The sequence below is a fragment of the Psychromonas ossibalaenae ATCC BAA-1528 genome, assembly GCF_000381745.1.
Taxonomy (GTDB): Bacteria; Pseudomonadota; Gammaproteobacteria; order Enterobacterales; family Psychromonadaceae; genus Psychromonas; species Psychromonas ossibalaenae.
The window spans coordinates 100,520-117,425 of sequence record NZ_KB906977.1; the positions used below are offsets into that span (position 1 = coordinate 100,520).

The following is a 16,906-nucleotide window of genomic DNA, read 5'->3' on the forward strand; positions in this document are numbered from 1 at the left end:
ATTATGAAACGTGATGATTTGAAAGGTTTAAAATTAAGTAATCCAGTCCACTTAGCCGCAGTAGGTTTCGGCAGCGGTTTAGCGAATAAAGCACCGGGTACATTTGGTACGGTTGCTGCTATTCCGTTTTATTATCTTATGTCGTTTTTACCACTAGAGATGTATGTTGCGGTGTTGGTTGTCAGCAGCCTGCTGGGTTTTTGGATTTGTCATGTAACCAGTCGAGATCTTGGAGTACACGATCATAAAGCGATTGTATGGGATGAATTTGTCGGTTACTGGATAACCATGGTAATGGTGCCGTTCAACATACAGTGGGCCGTGGTTGGTTTTATCTTGTTTCGCTTTTTTGATATTTTAAAACCTTACCCTATCTCCTGGCTAGATAAAAAGGTGCACGGCGGCCTCGGTATTATGATCGATGACATTGTTGCCGGTGTTTTTGCTGCTATTGTTCTGCAGCTGTTAATACATTTTTACGGCTAACTGCATGAAGCACTGTCTGCCTAACATCAGAGCTTATATGGTGCTGATACTACTATCAGTGTCATTATTCTGCTCTGCGCAAAACAAGGCAGATACTATTTCTTCCGGTGCCGTTAATATTGCCGTTGATGAGATACCTGTTTATTTTTCACCCTATGCAGCGGCGGCTCCTGCTCTTCAGTTCAGTCACTTGTTTTTTGACCCGTTAGTACGCTGGGGGAAAAATCAGCAGTTAGAACGGCGTTTATTAAAAAAATGGAAAACGGTAAAGCCCGGTATTACTCGTTTTTATTTAAAAAAGAATATTAAATTTCATTCGGGTAATAAGCTCAGCAGCCGTGATGTTGTCTGGACATTTTCCGAGATAAATAAGCAGCAGAAGTCTAGACTTTTTTTTGCAGATATAACCTCTATTAAACGTGTTAACAGCTCTGCATTTGATGTTTACAGTACTTTGTCTACTTCGCAGCTGCTGGATTATTTAACCCACTTTTTTGTGCTTGACTCTAAATTCTACAGTAAACCTCAACATGCGCTGACTACCAGGCAGAGCATGTTGACTGCCCCAGCTAAGACACTGTCGATATCCGGCACCGGCCCTTATATCATTAAGGAATACAATCCGGCTTTACATCTGAAGGTGGTGCGTAATGAAAAATACTGGCAGGAGGAAGCACCGTTAGCAGAGCTTAATTTCATTAAGGTGAAATCAGCTACATCAAGGCTGTTCGCATTATTAGCTGATGATGTTGATATCAGTGAGTCCATCTCCAGCGAAAGCGCCGATAGTGTAGAAATTTCGGAGTCTAAATTATTAGTGCAGGCTGAGTCATCTAATGCATTGTTTTTCACCATGAATGATATTAGACGTCCAGTTTTTAAAAGCACTAACGCAAGAAATGCGCTTCACCTGGCAATTAATCAAGAGGGTATGCTTAAGCATATCATTCATGGTATGGGAAGTATTAGTTCTATCTTTAGGCCGTTGGAGCATACTGAAAATCCTCTGCCTAATCCGGAGCTGCCAGGATATGATGTGAAGACATCCAAGTCCCTGCTCAGTAAAGTTACTATGCCGAAACAGTTAAGCCTGCTGGTAATGGCTGATCGAAATGGTAGTACTAATGAAGTTGTTCAGGCATTAACGAATATGATGCGCAGAATCGGCATTAAGCTTAATACGACAGAAGTTAATCGTACTGAAGAGTGGAATAGGCTGCATTCAAGTTATGACTTCAGCTTGTCTGTCTGGCAGACTGCACTAATGGACCGCGATAATATTTACCAGAATTTATTTACGGAGAGTCATCTGTCTGTTTTTTTCAGTGAACGGTTTTTAGAGGCAAAGCTTGAAGGTTCACTTGAGAAACAGGCTGTGTTTTTTGAAAAAATGCAGCAGTCACACCTGGTTATCCCGTTGTTCTCTAAAAATAAAGTTTGGGGGACCGACAGAAAATATAACCTTCAGGATATATTTTCTGTTAACGGTATTGCTTATTGGCAGAAACTGCAGCTGATTCAATAATCAGCTGCAGTAGTGATTAATCTGCTGCTCAATCCCTTCACTGTCTAAACCAAGCAGGTGATAGATCTCCTGCTGCGTACCTTGTTCAATAAATTCGTCAGGCAGACCGATATTTAATACCGGTAAATTAACTTTCTCAGCCATTAAATATTCATTAACGCCTGAGCCTGCTCCACCGGCAATGCTGTTCTCTTCAATGGTAACAAAGCGGCTATGTGTTTCGGCCAGCTGATCCAGCAGCACGCTGTCAAGCGGTTTAACAAAGCGCATATCAACCAGTGTGGCATTAAGGTTCTCGGCGACAGCCACAGCCTGCTGCAGCAGAGTACCAAAACATAAAATAGCCAGGGTTTCTCCCTCTCTAACTACTCTAGCTTTACCTATAGTTAGTTGAGTCATCTGCTTATTGATTTCAACTCCAGTGCCGGTACCGCGTGGATAACGAACAGCCGCCGGGCTGTTAAGCTGGTGGCCGGTGTACAGCATGTCGCGGCATTCCTGCTCGTCGGATGGAGTCATAACGACCATATTCGGAACGCAGCGTAAAAAGCTTAAATCATATGCGCCCTGGTGGGTCGGACCATCTGCACCGACTATGCCTGCTCTATCGATGGCGAATAACACCCCCTGATTTTGAATAGCGACATCATGAATAACCTGGTCATAGGCGCGTTGTAAAAAGCTTGAATAGATGGCGACTACCGGGTTTAAACCTGCAATAGCCATACCGGCAGCCAGTGTTACCGCATGCTGTTCAGCAATCGCAACATCATAATATTTATCCGGATGACGTTTAGAAAACTCCACCATCCCGGAGCCTTCACGCATAGCCGGTGTGATAGCAGTCAGTTTGTCATCCTGATCGGCCATATCGTTAAGCCAGCCGCCGAATATTTGTGAAAAAGTAGGAGAGCCGGCAGCCGTTTTGGGCAGGTCCTGATCCGGGGTGAATTTCGGTACTGCATGATAACGAATCGGATCCAGTTCAGCCTGTTTATAACCTTTACCTTTTTTTGTCATAATATGCAGGAACTGCGGACCGCTATGAGCGCGCATATTACGCAGGGTCTCAACCAGATCGATGACATTATGGCCGTCCATCGGACCAATGTAATTAAAACCGAATTCTTCAAAGATAGTAGCGGGGGAGACCATGCCTTTAAGGTGTTCTTCAGTGCGTTTCGCTAACTCTTTAATCGGCGGAATATTTGATAGTACTTTTTTACCGCCTTCACGCAGCTGCGTATAAAGGTCGCCGGAAAGTATTTTTGCTAAATGATTATTCAGTGCACCGACATTCTCAGAAATTGACATCTCATTGTCATTAAGAACAACCAGCATATCGTTGTGCAGTGCACCTGCATGGTTTAAAGCTTCAAACGCCATACCGGCAGTGATAGCACCATCGCCGATTACAGCAACCACTTTACGATCCAGTTTTTCTTTTTCTGCCGCAATAGACAGACCCAATGCCGCACCGATAGAAGTAGATGAATGGCCGACACTCAATACGTCGTATTCACTCTCTTCACGCCACGGGAAGGGATGCAGACCTTTGTATGTGCGGATGCTGCCCATCTGATCGCGGCGTCCGGTCAGAATTTTATGCGGGTATGCCTGATGGCCGACATCAAAAATAAGATGATCAAAAGGGGTGTGGTAAACATAGTGCAGAGCGACTGTTAGCTCTACAACACCCAGCCCTGAAGCTAAATGCCCGCTGGTCTTGCTGACGCTGTTTAATAAAAACTGACGTAATTCATCACATAAAGCAGGCAGCTGTTCTTTTTTTAATAAGCGCAGGTCTTCCGGGTAATTGATGTTTGCAAGTAACGGGTAGTTTTTTAAATCCAAGGGCATAATTATCAGTCGCGTTTATAAATACAATAAAGAGAAACTGCTGAATCTGTCAGTCAGCAGTGAAGAAAGAGTATTAAAATTTATCTATCTCGTTTGATGATATATTGAGAAAATAATTCAAGTAATTCGGTATTATAGGGCAATTGTGATAAAGCATGAAGCGCTTCTTGATAAAGATTTTGTGCTTTTTCAGTTGCCTGTTCTAAACCGAGTAAGGCAGGGTAAGTTGATTTATTAAGTGCGATATCCGAACCCTGCGGTTTACCCAGTGTTTCAGTATCACCGGTTATATCTAAAATATCATCCTGAACCTGAAAAGCTAAACCCAGAGAGGCTGAGAATGTATTTAACAGCGCCATATGCTCCGGATCAAGATCTGCTTTGCTTAAAGCCGCCAGTTCAACGGCGACCTGTATCAAGGCACCGGTTTTTGCCCCGTGAATAGTTTCCAGGGTGCGCAGATCGACTTGCTTGTTTTCTGCTGCTAAATCTAATGCCTGACCGGCACACATCCCATGATCTCCCGACGCCTTTGCCAGACGGTTGATCATTTTAATCTGCGTAGCCGCATCGAGCCCTTGACTGGGCATAGAGAGAATATCAAAAGCGAGGCTCTGCAGGGCATCACCGGCTAAAATGGCTGTGGCTTCATCGAACTCTTTATGGCAGGTTTTTTGACCGCGGCGCAGATCATCGTTATCCATTGCCGGCAGATCATCATGAATTAATGAATAGGCGTGGATACATTCAACAGCACAGGCGATGGGATCAAGGTTTTTCAGGGAAGTCCCCAGCATCTCACCTACCGCATAAACTAAAAAAGGGCGGACGCGTTTACCGCCTAATAAAGCCCCGTAGGCCATCGCCTTATTCAGCTCTTCTGAAATCGGAGATTTAATATCGATATAAGTGCTTAACTGTGTGTTTACACGGTTCTGGTATTGACTAAGTGTGTCTGTTATTTGTTTCATAGATATTTATTATTCTGTTACTTAAGTCTAATGAAAGGAACTGAGTATCAGACTATCCCGGCAGGCAATCGAATGGTAGCGAAGATGGCCAGGGATACTGATAAGTGTGATTAATCATTAAATTCCTGAAGTGGAGACTGCGCATCCTGCTGCATTAATATACTAACCTGCTGCTGAGCTTTGTGCAGTTTCTGACTGTTGCTTCGGGCCAGAGAAATACCACGCTCAAACTGTTTTAAAGCATCTTCCAGAGGTAAATCACCCTCTTCTAAATGACTGACAATACTCTCTAATTCAGCAGTTGCTTCTTCGTAAAGCATATTTTCAGGTTTTTTTAACGCCATGGTTGATTCTCTTTAATAAATTTTTTTTAAGAGTACCGTGAGCTGGCAATAAGTCAAACTATCCATTGATAAATAATTTCTAAACAGTGAAGTTGTGAGCTGATTCAGAATGACCGCAAAAACCTTGTTTCAAATGATAAATGTTTAACTGCAATCTAAAGAGAAAACGCTATACTTTGCAGTTATATGGGAAGTTAGATTATTTAACGTGTTATTTTAAAGGAATATTTTGTGGATTTAGCAACACTGCTCGGAATACTTGGTGCTTTTGGTTTTGTAATTATGGCAATGCTGATGGGCGGCACTATTGATATGTTCATCGATGTTACGTCAATATTGATTGTATTTGGCGGTACCTTGTTTGTGGTGATGATGAAATACAACTTAGGGCAATTTTTAGGTGCTGTAAAAATTGCCATGAAAGCGTTCATGTTCAAAACTGATTCACCTGTTGAACTAATCGCTAAATCAGTGGAAATGGCTGATGCGGCCAGAAAAGGCGGCTTTCTGGCTTTGGAAGAGGCTGAAATCAGTAATCCCTTTATGCAGAAGGGGGTTGATATGCTGGTTGATGGTCATGATGCCGATGTGGTACGGGCGACACTTGAAAATGATATTCGTTTAACGTCCGAGCGTCATGAAGTGGGGGCCGATATTTTTAAACAGTTTGGTGATGTAGCTCCTGCCATGGGCATGATAGGGACACTGGTCGGTCTGGTGGCGATGCTTTCAAATATGGACGATCCCAAATCAATCGGACCGGCAATGGCGGTGGCTTTGCTGACCACATTATATGGTGCAATCGTCGCAAATATGGTTGCCCTGCCTATTTCTGATAAACTTAAACTGCGCGCATCGGAAGAAAAACTTAACCGTAGTCTTATCCTTGATGCGGTTTTAGGTATCCAGGACGGCCAGAACCCGCGCGTTATCGAAGGGGTATTACGTAACTATCTGCCGGAATCAAAACGCGATATTGAAACAACCGATGAAGGCGGTGAATAGTCATGGCTGAAGAAGAATGCAAATGCCCGCCCGAAGGACTGCCGGCCTGGATGGGTACATTTGCTGATTTAATGTCGCTGCTGATGTGTTTCTTTGTTCTGCTGCTTTCGTTTTCGGAAATGGATGTACTTAAATTTAAACAGATTGCCGGTTCGATGAAATATGCTTTTGGTGTGCAGTCGATGTTAGAAGTAAAAGATATCCCTAAGGGAACCTCGGTTATCGCGCAGGAGTTTCGGCCTGGTAAACCTGAGCCCACTCCGATTGAAGTTATCATGCAGCAGACCATAGAGATAACCAAAGCTAAACTGGATTTCCAGGAAGGGGATGCCAGTCGAGTTGGCGGTCAGGAAAATGTAAAAGTTCGTAAAGTGGCTTCACCGCAGGAAACTGAAGCCGAAGCCGCGAATGCATCCTCTGAGTCAGATGCGGATGGCCAGAAAGAGGAAGCGCCAGTTCAAGAGACTGTCAGTGAATCTCAAGAAACACAATTAGAAGATTTTAATCCGGCGCCGGGGGTATCTGCACAGCACGGTTTAGCGAAAAAAATTGCACAGGAATTAAGGGAAGAAATTGAAGACGGGGCCATTGAAATTGAAGCGCTTGGCCAGCAGCTGATTATCAGAGTTCGAGAGAAAGGTGCATTTCCGTCGGGATCTGCTTTTCTGCAGCCGCGTTTTCGTCCGGTTATAAAAAAGGTTGCTAAGATTTTAGCTGATGTACCCGGTGTTATTACAATCTCTGGTCATACCGATAATGAGCAGGTGCAGTCTGAACTGTACCGTTCTAACTGGGATCTGTCTGCACAGCGCGCCGTCTCCGTTGCCCATGAAATGTTAAAGGTGAATGCGATTAGTGATAAGAAACTGGTTGTTGTCGGATATGCAAACAGTAAACCTCTGACCACCAATAAAACCAAATCGGAACGACGCAGAAACCGGCGTGTCGAGATAATGATTATGCAGGGGGAAGCGGCTGAAAGTGAAGAGATCAGCACCGACCCTTAAAAAATTCAAGACGTGCTAAATTATTTTTTTATGATTAGAGTCTTTGTGTAGATAATAATATAAGATATAAAACCACCCTTAATAGGTGGTTTTTTTTTGACTAATTGATAGAAGAAGGGACATATGATTAATGTAGAAGTGTGTATTGATAATATTGAATCTTTATTTACAGCACAAAAGTCCGGTGCAGGGCGTATCGAACTGTGCAGTTCTCTGGCTCTTGGCGGGCTGACACCAAGTTCAGGTTTGATTGAACTGGCAGTTAAGCACGCTTCTGTCCCTGTTTATACCATGATCCGTCCCCGAGACGGCGATTTTTTATATTCAAGTTTTGAAGTTGAAATGATGCTTAAAGAGATTCATAGCGCTCGTTCGCTTGGTGCTCAAGGCGTGGTCTTCGGCGTACTTAATGAAGATGCACAGATAGATAAAGATATTCTTAAAAGCTTAATGCGTGAATCAGCTGGTTTAGGAGTTACATTTCACCGTGCCATAGACTGCTGCCGTGATGTTCACAGTGCGGTTGAAGCAGTCATGAGTGCCGGTTGTGAACGGATATTAACCTCGGGTCTTGCCGATAATGCCTATGACGGTCGGGCTGTTATTAACCAGATGGTGAAGCAGAGTGCAGGGCGTTTATCGGTTATGGCTGGAGCAGGTATCAATAGCGACAATGTCGGCATGATAATAAAAGAGTCAGGGATCTGTGAAGTGCATTTGTCAGGGAAAAAATTACGAGCCAGCCATATGAAAAAAATTACAGCATGTGGAAAACTGCCTGAATTTCTCAGCATAAATGTTACCGATGCAGATAATATTGACATGCTTAAGAGTGCTGTTAATCCATTTTAAAAACTACCAATATTTATTCTGTGTTTATTATTGCTTAAATTTAATGTATAACCGCACTATGAAAATACCTAAAAGAATACAACCTCTGGTTGACGATGGTTTAGTCGACAGCGTGTTACGCCAGCTGATGAGCGGCAAAGAAGCAACGGTTTATGTGGTCCAGTGTGGTGATGCTGTCCGCTGTGCCAAAGTATATAAAGAAGCCAGTAAACGCAGTTTTAAGCAGGCTGTTTTGTACAATGAAGGACGTAAAGTTCGTAACGGACGCCGTGCTCGAGCAATGGAAAAAGGCTCAAAGTTCGGACGTGAGCAGCAGGAAGAGGTCTGGCAGAATGCCGAAGTTGAAGCGCTTTATAAACTAGCGGATGCCGGCGTACGTGTTCCGCAGCCTTACGGCTGTTTTGAAGGTGTGCTGCTGATGGATCTGATCACTGATGAAGAGGGGTTTGCCGCTCCGCGTCTTAATGATGTATCTATGTCAGAAGAGCAGGCTCTAGAAGATCACCTGGAAATAATGAATTATATCGTGCGCATGTTAGACGTCGGTATTATCCATGGCGATTTGTCGGAATTTAATGTACTGGTCGATGAATGGGGGCCTGTGATCATTGACCTGCCGCAGGCTGTTGACGCTGCCGCCAATAATAACGCAAAGCGCATGTTATTACGTGATGTGAATAATATGACCAGTTATTATTCTCAATTTGCGTCGCAGTTACGCGGCAGTCGTTATGGTCAGGAAATCTGGGCATTATATGAAGCAGGCTTATTAACTTGTAATACTGTTTTAACGGGTAGGTTTGCAGAGTCTGATAAACTAACCGATGTAAATAATGTACTGGGTGAAATCAGTGCTGCTCGAGAAGAATACGAAGAGAACAATCAGCGTATTCTCGAACTTGAACTGTAGTTCACTTATATCAAGTCTAAAACACTTCGCCTTCCGAAGAAGGCGAAGTGTTTAATTACAACATTCGGCTATTTACTCTTCAATAATCTTTTTGAGTACAACAATTAACCCCAGAACGGGTACACCAATCAGTGCAGATCCGACAAAGAAATTCACATAACCAAAACTATCTACATAGACTCCTGAAAATCCGGCAATAAATTTTGGAAACAGCAGCATCATTGAGCTGAATAATGCATATTGAGTTGCTGAGAATTCAATATTGGTGAGCTTGGAGATGTAAGTAATAAAAGCGGTGGTGGCAATGCCGGCACTGATATTATCCATTGAGATAATCACAGTTAACAAAACAAGATCTTTACCGACAAATGCTAATACGGCAAAAATCAAGTTGGTAATAACGACTAATAAAGCGCCGAGAAACAGTATTGAATAAGTGCTGTAACGGGTTAATAAAACGCCTCCGAGTCCAGCACCTAACAGGGTCATCACCACACCGAAGACTTTAGAAATAGCTGCTACTTCTCCTTTTGTATATCCCATATCCACATAAAACGGATTCGCCATAATGCCCATCACTATATCTGAAATCCGGTATGTGCCGATTAGTAATAAAATCAGCAGCGCATGTTTGCCGTAACGATTAAAGAAATCGGCAAAAGGCGCAATAACAGCGATATCCAGCCAGGCTAAAAAGCGCGCGATAGTCTGCGGAAGGTGCTGATGCTCAAGTTTGCTCTGTATCTTATTTTTAACTGCAGTCTGCTGGTCATGATAAGCAGGCTCGTGACAGACAAAAGTGGTGATAATGCCCACGCCCATGCAGGCTGCCATAACAAAATAAGACATTGACCAGGCAGATAACTGATAAGCATCACTGCTGCTTGCCCAGGCTGCAATGGCCAGCGAACCGGCACCGGCCATAATCATGGCTAAGCGGTATCCGGTCATATAAGCCGCCGCCATGGCCGCTTGAAATTTCTCAGGAGCAGATTCAATACGAAATGCATCAATAACAATATCCTGTGTCGCAGAGGAATAGGCGACAATTAGAGCAAAAACTGCAAACAGGGTTAAATTCTGCTGTGGATCACTGCTCGCCATACCAATTAAGGCCAGGATAATCGAAATTTGTGATAACAATAACCACGCTCGCCGTCGTCCCAGCCAGCGGGTTAATATCGGGATGGATAAACGGTCAACAAAAGGGGACCAGATCCATTTAAAGGCATAAGCGAGTGCAATCCAGCTGAAAAAACCAATGCTGGCGCGGCTTACTCCTGCTTCTCTGAGCCAGAAAGACAGTGTTGAAAACACCAGCAGTATGGGCAGACCCGCAGAGAAGCCGAAAAAGAATAAAATGGCGACCCGTTTTTCAAGGTATATTTTGCAGCTTTGTAACCAGGACTCAGAACTAGACATAACAACAGTGCTTTTAATTAAAAGGGAAAGATTGGATACTCAGAGTTAAGGTGCTGATTGAGACTTGTAAATAAGTCTCAATAATTAATGACTAATGCTCGAATTGATGTCCGATCAGCTCAAATCGCCAGCCGGTCAGAAGTTTTGGTTTGTCCGCTGTTTTCTTCTGCTCTGCATTAAGCTTCCACGACCAGCTTAAATATTCGTTAATAATTCGTTTAGATGCGATTAATTCGACGGGTAAGTCATACTTTTCAGCACATAGAGTTATCTTATCACGCATTGTTTTAAGGGTTTTCTTATAAGCCGGAAAATCTACTAAACGTGAAACAAGTGGCGGGTAACTGTTTTCATCCTGATTTAATATCGTTGCGATGATATGCAGTACCTGCTGTCCATGAATACGAATTTCATTGGGTAATAAGTTTAAGCGGCGCAGATCTTCAAGTGAGGTCGGACGATAATGTGCTAATAACCATAAATGATCTGCTTTAATTACAAAATTTAGTGCCAGATTGCGCTCCTGCGCTGTCAGCAGGCGCCATGTTGCTAAGGCTTTAATCACAGCTAAACCCTGCCGGTCTAATTTAAATAAATTATTCAGAGATTTGTAAGCCTTTTCCGGATCCTGTTTTTTCATTTTAAGATCCAGCGTGCTTTGACACTCCTGTTCGAAGAAATCTGTCATCTTTTTATCGGCAAGCTGTTTCTGCAGTTCTTCCAGGCAAGGCTGCAGATGTAAAACATCCGCCGCTGCATAGTCTATCTGTTTGGGAGTTAAAGGACGTGCGCACCAGTCGGTACGAGACTCTCCTTTATCAACAATAATACCCTCTATATTTTCAACCATTTTTGCGTAACCCAGAGAAGCGCCTAAATTCAAAAATGCGCAGGCTATCTGTGTATCATAAAGTTTAATATTGAGGTCGCCTTTATGCTGGCGGACAATTTCTAAATCTTCGCTGCTGGCATGTAATATACAGGTTTTATTATCCAGGGCCTGCCAGAAAGCAGACAGATCACCTACGGCAATAGGATCGATTAAGGTAATTATCTTATTTTGTGAAACCTGTAGTAAGCCCAGGTTAGCGACATAGGTACGGGTACGTACGAACTCTGTATCAAGCGAGATAGGACTATCGTCGAGTGTTACTAGAAAAGCATGCAATTGTGCTTGTGTTGTTATTATTTCAAATTGCATTGGATACTCCTGAGAAATAGGTTGATGTATGTCTCTATCTTACGGAATTTATTGAAAATCATCCATTCATATTAACACTCGCTAAGTTTTTAATTATTAATTACTGCTGTACCTACTTACCCTTAGTAGAATTTGCATAATATTTATCGTTAAGTGAATAAATAATCGTTTTTTAACGATGATTTTTCCGTCGCTATCTTGTGAGTTTGATGGGGATCAATTAGTATGTTATTTTTGAAATCCCCAAACAACCTGTCTCTGAGAATGATTCTCATTTGGTTTCTATCAAAGGATGATAGATTGTAATAGCAAAAAACATATAGCGTGGTAAGGAAAATAATGACTAAAACAATGTATGAAAAAATCTGGGACGCGAACTTGGTTCATGAACCAGAATCAGGATCTCCGCTTCTGTTTGTTGACAGACATCTGATGCACGAAGTAACAAGCCCGCAGGCGTTTGAAGGTCTTCGTTTACAAAATCGTCAAGTGCGTAACGTACACAGCATCCTTGGTACAATTGACCACTGTGTACCAACTAAAGATCGTTACAACATTGTTGATGCTATTGCGAAAAAACAAGTTGAAACAATGACATCTAACTGTGAAGAGAATGAAATCAATCTTTACGGTATGGACAGTGATCAAAATGGTGTTATCCATATCGTTGTACCTGAGCATGGTTTTGTTCACCCGGGTATGGTTGTTGTTTGTGGTGACAGCCATACAGCAACACACGGTGCATTTGGTGCGTTAGCATTTGGTATTGGTACATCTGAAGTTGAACACGTTATGGCAACACAAACGTTACAGCAGAAGAAAGCAAAAACAATGTTAGTTAAAGTTGAAGGTAAGTTACCTGCTTACTCAACGGCTAAAGATATTGCATTAGCAATTATTGCTGTAACAGGTACTGCTGGTGGTACGGGTTATGTAATGGAGTTTGCTGGTGACACAATCACTGATCTAACCATGGAAGGTCGTATGACCCTTTGTAATATGGCAATTGAGGCGGGTGCTCGTGCAGGCCTAGTTGCTCCGGATCAAGTTACTTATGATTACCTGCAAGGTCGTGAGTTTGCACCTAAAGGTGAGTACTGGGAGCAGGCTGTCGCATATTGGGAATCAATGAAAACTGATGAAGGCGCTGAGTTTGATGAAGTGATCACCCTTAAAGCTGAAGATATTGCACCTCAAGTTTCCTGGGGTACATCTCCAGAGCAGGTTATCTCTGTAACAGGTGTTGTACCGTCTCCATCTGACTTTGATAATGAAGTAAAAGCGCAGGCGTGTGCAAGTGCACTTAAATACATGGACGTTCAAGCAGGTCAAAAGATTACCGATATCAATATCGATATCGTATTTGTCGGCTCTTGTACTAACGGCCGTATTGAAGATTTCCGTGCCACGGCAGAAATAATCAAAGGTAAAAAAGTAGCTGACGGCGTACAAGCGATCGCTGTACCGGGTTCTTTTCCTGTAAAAATTCAAGCTGAGAAAGAGGGGTTAGATAAAATCTTCGTTGAAGCCGGCTGGGAATGGCGCGATCCGGGTTGTTCAATGTGTCTTGCAATGAACGGCGATGAGCTAAAAGACGGTCAGCGTAGTGCTTCTACTTCAAACCGTAACTTTGAAGGTCGTCAAGGTAAAGGTGGTCGTACTCACCTTGTATCTCCTGCTATGGCCGGCGCTGCGTCAATCGCAGGTCACTTCGTTGATATCCGTGACTGGAAATAGGAATTAGATAATGCAACCATATATTAAACATACAAGTATCGCGGCCCTAATGGACCGCAGTAATGTTGATACTGACCAGATCATTCCTAAAAACTTTATGAAAAAAGTTGAACGTACAGGTTTTGGTATCAACTTATTCCATAACTGGCGTTTTCTTGCGGATAACGTAACACCTAATCCTGATTTTGAGTTGAATAAACCAGCTTTCCAAGGCGCTAAAATTTTAGTTGCTGGGGAAAACTTTGGTTGTGGTTCATCTCGTGAGCATGCGCCATGGGCAATTGCTGATTACGGTTTTAATACTATTATCTCAACAAGTTTTGCAGATATATTCTTCAGCAACTGTTTCAAAAACTCGATATTACCGATAAAAGTAACTGAAACAGAGCTAGCTTCATTAATGGCTGAAATTGCAGCAAATGAAGGTGTTGAGTTTACGGTTGATCTTGCTGAGCAAAAAGTAACAACGCCTGGCGGCCTTGTGATTAACTTTGATGTTGATGCATTCCGTAAAGAGTCTTTACTTGAAGGTTTAGATGACATCGGCTGGACGTTAACGCACGAAGATAAAATTTCTGAGTATGAGCAGGCACAGAAAAAACGTCTTCCGTGGTTATGGGAAAACGCTTAATCACTATTATTTAACAATAAAGTGAAAATAAGGCGCACCTGTTGCGCCTTTTTTATCGAAAACATATTGTAATGAGAAGCGCTTATTACAATAAGCTTTTAAAACCAGAGTAAAAAGTGGAGTAAGGGAATGACACAACAGAACATTGTGCAGCTAATGGATACAACATTACGTGATGGTGAACAGACCCAGGCGGTTTCATTTTCTCCAGCTGAAAAAGTCAGCATTGCTAAAGCATTATTACAGAAACTAAAAATTGACCGCATTGAAGTTGCCTCTGCTCGTGTTTCAGAAGGTGAAAAAGATGCGGTAACAAAGCTTAATAACTGGGCGTCGAAAGAAGGATTTGTTGAACGCATTGAAGTATTAGGTTTTGTTGATCATACATTAAGTGTTGACTGGATTGTTGATACCGGCGGCAAAGTATTAAACCTGTTAGCTAAAGGCAGTTTAAAGCACTGCTCAGAACAGCTGTGCAAAACACTAGATCAGCATGTAAACGATGTAAAACAAACTATTAAATATGCACAGGTGCAGGGGCTAAGCGTTAATATTTACCTTGAAGACTGGTCAAACGGTTATAAGGACAGTCCTGAGTATGTTTACCAGATGCTTGAAAAACTTCAGGACTCCGGCATTGTACATTTTATGCTTCCGGACACATTAGGTGTTATGTCTCCCGATGAAGTGTTCAGCAGTTTAAGTGATATGGTCGGACGTTTTCCAAACCTGCAGTTTGATTTCCATCCGCATAATGATTACGGCCTGGCAACCGCTAATGCTATCTATGCTGTTAAAGCCGGGGTCTGTGCAATACACTGCACAATGAACTGTTTAGGTGAACGTGCCGGTAATGCATCTCTGACTGAAGTTGCAGTTGTTTTAAAAGATAAACTGGGTAAACAGGTTAATATTGATGAAAGTGAAATTCATAACTTAAGCCAGTTAGTGGAAAACTTTTCCGGTAAACGTATTGCAGATAATACGCCGATTGTAGGGGCGGATGTATTTACTCAGACCAGCGGTATTCATGCTGATGGAGATAAAAAAGGCGGATTATATATTTCCGCGTTAACACCGGAACGTTTTGCCCGCTCACGCAGCTACGCTTTAGGTAAAATGAGCGGTAAAGCATCTCTAGCGAAAAACCTGGAGGCAATGGATATTGAACTGGATGATGATCAGCAGAAGAAACTGCTGCAGCGTATTGTGCGTCTTGGCGATCAGAAAGCCAGTATCAGTTCAGATGATCTGCCGTTCATTATTGCTGATTTATTAGAGCGCAATGATTATAACTATGTTGAGCTGCTTAACTGTTCAATTAACTCCGGATTAGAGCTGGAATCAACGGTCAGTATTCGTGTACGTGTTAATGACAGCATTTACAAAACCAGCGGCAGCGGTAACGGCGGCTTTGATGCATTTATTGGTGCGATGAAAAAAGTTTTAGATAAAGAAAATTTTCAGTTTCCAGAACTGCTTGACTACCAGCTGCGTATTCCCCCGGGCGGGCAGACAAGTGCATTAACTGAATGTACGGTTATCTGGTCCGATGGTGATACTAAGTTTTCGACCCGCGGCGTTAACACTAATCAGGTATTAGCGGGTATTGGTGCAACAATACGTATGATTAATTTAAAATTACATCAGGCAGCTTAAACGAACTGCTCTATAATCTTAATTGCCCGCAAGCCTTAATTTTTCATTAAGGCTTTTTTGTTTTTGAAACTCACTATATAATGCAGTCCGTTTAAAATTAAGGGGATTTTCATGAGAGTTTGTGGTGTAGAGTTAACAGGTAACGAAGCGGTTATCAGCATAATACAGTTAAAAGAAGGTTTATATGATGTCCCTAAAGTACGTGTTGCTAAATTAAGCTTAGCAGATGCGATTAATACTGAGCCGCTTAAAAAGTTCCAGTTTGACTTTGCACAGTTAATGAAAGATTACAAAGTTGATACTGTTGTGATCAAGCAGCGAGATTTAAAAGGTAAATATGCAGGTAAACCTTTAAGTTTTAAAATTGAAGGTGCTTTACAGTTAATGCCTGAATTGAAGGTGCTGGTTCTGTCTTCAGCTTATATCAAAGAAGGTTTGTCTAAAGCACAAGTTAGGCCTGACGCGCGTGAAGTTGGTTTAAAACAATTTCAGGAACAGGCATTGCTAACAGCATTTGCTTACCTGGAACATCAAGCTGAAGCGCAAGCTTAGGTAAATTGGTTTGAGATTTAGTCTCTGCTGATAAAAAAGGCCTGCAAAGTTAACTTTGCAGGCCTTTTTTGTATACAAGCAAACAGATCTGCTAAATTTTATTACTTTTTATATTTAGTAAATTCGAAAACTGCTCGGAAAACAAACTATTTTGCATGTGTTTGTTTGTTAATTAAGCAGTCGGCATCTTTGGGGCAAAAAAACAGTAATTAATGCTTGCCAACATAGTTTCGATCTCTATAATGCGCATCCACGGAAACGGGAGCGACGCAAGTCAAACTCTTATCCTCGCCGAAAGGCACGCTCTTTAACAATTTAATCAAACAATCTGTGTGGACACTTGTTGTTGATGTGATTTCAAAAAAATCAAAGACCTTACTTGTAAGGCAACATCAATAATAGTGACACACGAATTAATTCATTAATTCAGAATAACAAAAGAACTTAGGTTCTTTAGTTTTAGTCAGTAATATTGAGCTAGGTTCTCTTTTTCTCACGAAAAAGAAACCGCATTAAACTTTAAATTGAAGAGTTTGATCATGGCTCAGATTGAACGCTGGCGGCAGGCTTAACACATGCAAGTCGAACGGTAACAGAGGGTAGCTTGCTATCTTGCTGACGAGTGGCGGACGGGTGAGTAATGCTTGGGAATTTGCCTTGTTGTGGGGGACAACAGTTGGAAACGACTGCTAATACCGCATAATGTCTACGGACCAAAGGTGGCCTCTATTTATATGCTATCGC

15 protein-coding genes and 1 rRNA gene are annotated in these 16,906 nt (G+C 42.2%); 11 read left to right on the plus strand and 5 right to left on the minus strand.

The window, feature by feature from the left end; translation table 11 throughout:
- Nucleotides 1–3 precede the first annotated feature (3 nt).
- Together G327_RS0107690 and G327_RS0107695 are read left to right on the plus strand one after the other, a co-directional pair.
- Nucleotides 4–486 (plus strand): phosphatidylglycerophosphatase A family protein, encoded by a 483-nt coding sequence (locus G327_RS0107690; protein ID WP_019614178.1) that lies wholly within the window; start codon nucleotides 4–6, stop codon nucleotides 484–486.
- A gap of 37 nt (nucleotides 487–523) precedes the next feature.
- On the plus strand, nucleotides 524–2,011 hold the full coding sequence (locus G327_RS0107695) for an ABC transporter substrate-binding protein (RefSeq protein ID WP_169337225.1): 1,488 nt from the start codon (nucleotides 524–526) through the stop codon (nucleotides 2,009–2,011).
- Here G327_RS0107695 and dxs read toward each other — a convergent pair whose 3' ends face one another.
- The 3 genes from dxs to xseB all read right to left on the minus strand — a co-directional run bounded on the left by dxs (nucleotide 2,012) and on the right by xseB (nucleotide 5,186).
- Entirely contained in the window at nucleotides 2,012–3,871 is a 1,860-nt protein-coding gene (gene dxs / locus G327_RS0107700; RefSeq protein WP_019614180.1) for a 1-deoxy-D-xylulose-5-phosphate synthase, read from the minus strand.
- An 80-nt stretch (nucleotides 3,872–3,951) separates the two neighbouring features.
- A complete protein-coding gene (gene ispA / locus G327_RS0107705; protein ID WP_019614181.1) occupies nucleotides 3,952–4,842 on the minus strand; it encodes a (2E,6E)-farnesyl diphosphate synthase in 891 nt (296 codons plus the stop codon).
- Between the two features lie 110 nt (nucleotides 4,843–4,952).
- A complete protein-coding gene (gene xseB / locus G327_RS0107710) occupies nucleotides 4,953–5,186 on the minus strand; it encodes an exodeoxyribonuclease VII small subunit (RefSeq protein ID WP_019614182.1) in 234 nt (77 codons plus the stop codon).
- A gap of 231 nt (nucleotides 5,187–5,417) precedes the next feature.
- On the opposite strand from xseB, the gene pomA reads away from it, so the two are divergent.
- The 4 genes from pomA (at nucleotide 5,418) to G327_RS0107730 (ending at nucleotide 8,960) form a co-directional block, all read left to right on the plus strand.
- A complete protein-coding gene (pomA, locus tag G327_RS0107715) occupies nucleotides 5,418–6,191 on the plus strand; it encodes a flagellar motor protein PomA (RefSeq protein WP_019614183.1) in 774 nt (257 codons plus the stop codon).
- Between the two features lie 2 nt (nucleotides 6,192–6,193).
- Complete coding sequence (locus G327_RS0107720; protein WP_019614184.1) at nucleotides 6,194–7,198, plus strand: flagellar motor protein MotB; 1,005 nt, start codon at nucleotides 6,194–6,196, stop codon at nucleotides 7,196–7,198.
- 123 nt (nucleotides 7,199–7,321) lie between these two features.
- Nucleotides 7,322–8,050, plus strand: a complete 729-nt coding sequence (locus G327_RS0107725) for a copper homeostasis protein CutC (RefSeq protein WP_019614185.1) — start codon at nucleotides 7,322–7,324, stop codon at nucleotides 8,048–8,050.
- A 58-nt stretch (nucleotides 8,051–8,108) separates the two neighbouring features.
- Entirely contained in the window at nucleotides 8,109–8,960 is an 852-nt protein-coding gene (locus tag G327_RS0107730; protein ID WP_026339252.1) for a PA4780 family RIO1-like protein kinase, read from the plus strand.
- A gap of 72 nt (nucleotides 8,961–9,032) precedes the next feature.
- Here G327_RS0107730 and G327_RS0107735 read toward each other — a convergent pair whose 3' ends face one another.
- Together G327_RS0107735 and rnd are read right to left on the minus strand one after the other, a co-directional pair.
- On the minus strand, nucleotides 9,033–10,382 hold the full coding sequence (locus tag G327_RS0107735) for an AmpG family muropeptide MFS transporter (protein WP_019614187.1): 1,350 nt from the start codon (nucleotides 10,380–10,382) through the stop codon (nucleotides 9,033–9,035).
- A gap of 91 nt (nucleotides 10,383–10,473) precedes the next feature.
- Entirely contained in the window at nucleotides 10,474–11,583 is a 1,110-nt protein-coding gene (rnd, locus tag G327_RS0107740) for a ribonuclease D (protein ID WP_019614188.1), read from the minus strand.
- Nucleotides 11,584–11,922: 339 nt separating this feature from the next.
- Between rnd and leuC the strand changes: the two genes are divergently transcribed.
- The 5 genes from leuC to G327_RS0107765 all read left to right on the plus strand — a co-directional run.
- Nucleotides 11,923–13,320: a 3-isopropylmalate dehydratase large subunit gene (gene leuC / locus G327_RS0107745; protein WP_019614189.1), complete on the plus strand. Its 1,398-nt coding sequence runs from the start codon at nucleotides 11,923–11,925 to the stop codon at nucleotides 13,318–13,320.
- A 10-nt stretch (nucleotides 13,321–13,330) separates the two neighbouring features.
- Nucleotides 13,331–13,951 (plus strand): 3-isopropylmalate dehydratase small subunit, encoded by a 621-nt coding sequence (gene leuD / locus G327_RS0107750; protein WP_019614190.1) that lies wholly within the window; start codon nucleotides 13,331–13,333, stop codon nucleotides 13,949–13,951.
- Nucleotides 13,952–14,080: 129 nt separating this feature from the next.
- Nucleotides 14,081–15,610 carry an alpha-isopropylmalate synthase regulatory domain-containing protein gene (locus tag G327_RS0107755; protein ID WP_019614191.1) on the plus strand — a complete coding sequence of 510 codons (1,530 nt, stop codon included), beginning with the start codon at nucleotides 14,081–14,083 and terminating at the stop codon, nucleotides 15,608–15,610.
- Nucleotides 15,611–15,721: 111 nt separating this feature from the next.
- Nucleotides 15,722–16,162, plus strand: a complete 441-nt coding sequence (locus tag G327_RS0107760; protein ID WP_019614192.1) for a DUF3010 family protein — start codon at nucleotides 15,722–15,724, stop codon at nucleotides 16,160–16,162.
- Nucleotides 16,163–16,683: 521 nt separating this feature from the next.
- Nucleotides 16,684–16,906 (plus strand): 16S ribosomal RNA (locus tag G327_RS0107765); the annotation flags it as partial.

What these genes read in the sequence shown, in the direction of transcription:
- G327_RS0107690 (WP_019614178.1), top strand. Translation starts at nt 4, where the DNA reads ATGAAACGTGATGATTTGAAAGGTTTAAAATTAAGTAATCCAGTCCAC.
- G327_RS0107695 (WP_169337225.1), top strand. Translation starts at nt 524, where the DNA reads ATGGTGCTGATACTACTATCAGTGTCATTATTCTGCTCTGCGCAAAAC.
- dxs (WP_019614180.1), bottom strand. Translation starts at nt 3,871, where the DNA reads ATGCCCTTGGATTTAAAAAACTACCCGTTACTTGCAAACATCAATTAC.
- ispA (WP_019614181.1), bottom strand. Translation starts at nt 4,842, where the DNA reads ATGAAACAAATAACAGACACACTTAGTCAATACCAGAACCGTGTAAAC.
- xseB (WP_019614182.1), bottom strand. Translation starts at nt 5,186, where the DNA reads ATGGCGTTAAAAAAACCTGAAAATATGCTTTACGAAGAAGCAACTGCT.
- G327_RS0107720 (WP_019614184.1), top strand. Translation starts at nt 6,194, where the DNA reads ATGGCTGAAGAAGAATGCAAATGCCCGCCCGAAGGACTGCCGGCCTGG.
- G327_RS0107725 (WP_019614185.1), top strand. Translation starts at nt 7,322, where the DNA reads ATGATTAATGTAGAAGTGTGTATTGATAATATTGAATCTTTATTTACA.
- G327_RS0107730 (WP_026339252.1), top strand. Translation starts at nt 8,109, where the DNA reads ATGAAAATACCTAAAAGAATACAACCTCTGGTTGACGATGGTTTAGTC.
- G327_RS0107735 (WP_019614187.1), bottom strand. Translation starts at nt 10,382, where the DNA reads ATGTCTAGTTCTGAGTCCTGGTTACAAAGCTGCAAAATATACCTTGAA.
- rnd (WP_019614188.1), bottom strand. Translation starts at nt 11,583, where the DNA reads ATGCAATTTGAAATAATAACAACACAAGCACAATTGCATGCTTTTCTA.
- leuC (WP_019614189.1), top strand. Translation starts at nt 11,923, where the DNA reads ATGACTAAAACAATGTATGAAAAAATCTGGGACGCGAACTTGGTTCAT.
- leuD (WP_019614190.1), top strand. Translation starts at nt 13,331, where the DNA reads ATGCAACCATATATTAAACATACAAGTATCGCGGCCCTAATGGACCGC.
- G327_RS0107755 (WP_019614191.1), top strand. Translation starts at nt 14,081, where the DNA reads ATGACACAACAGAACATTGTGCAGCTAATGGATACAACATTACGTGAT.
- G327_RS0107760 (WP_019614192.1), top strand. Translation starts at nt 15,722, where the DNA reads ATGAGAGTTTGTGGTGTAGAGTTAACAGGTAACGAAGCGGTTATCAGC.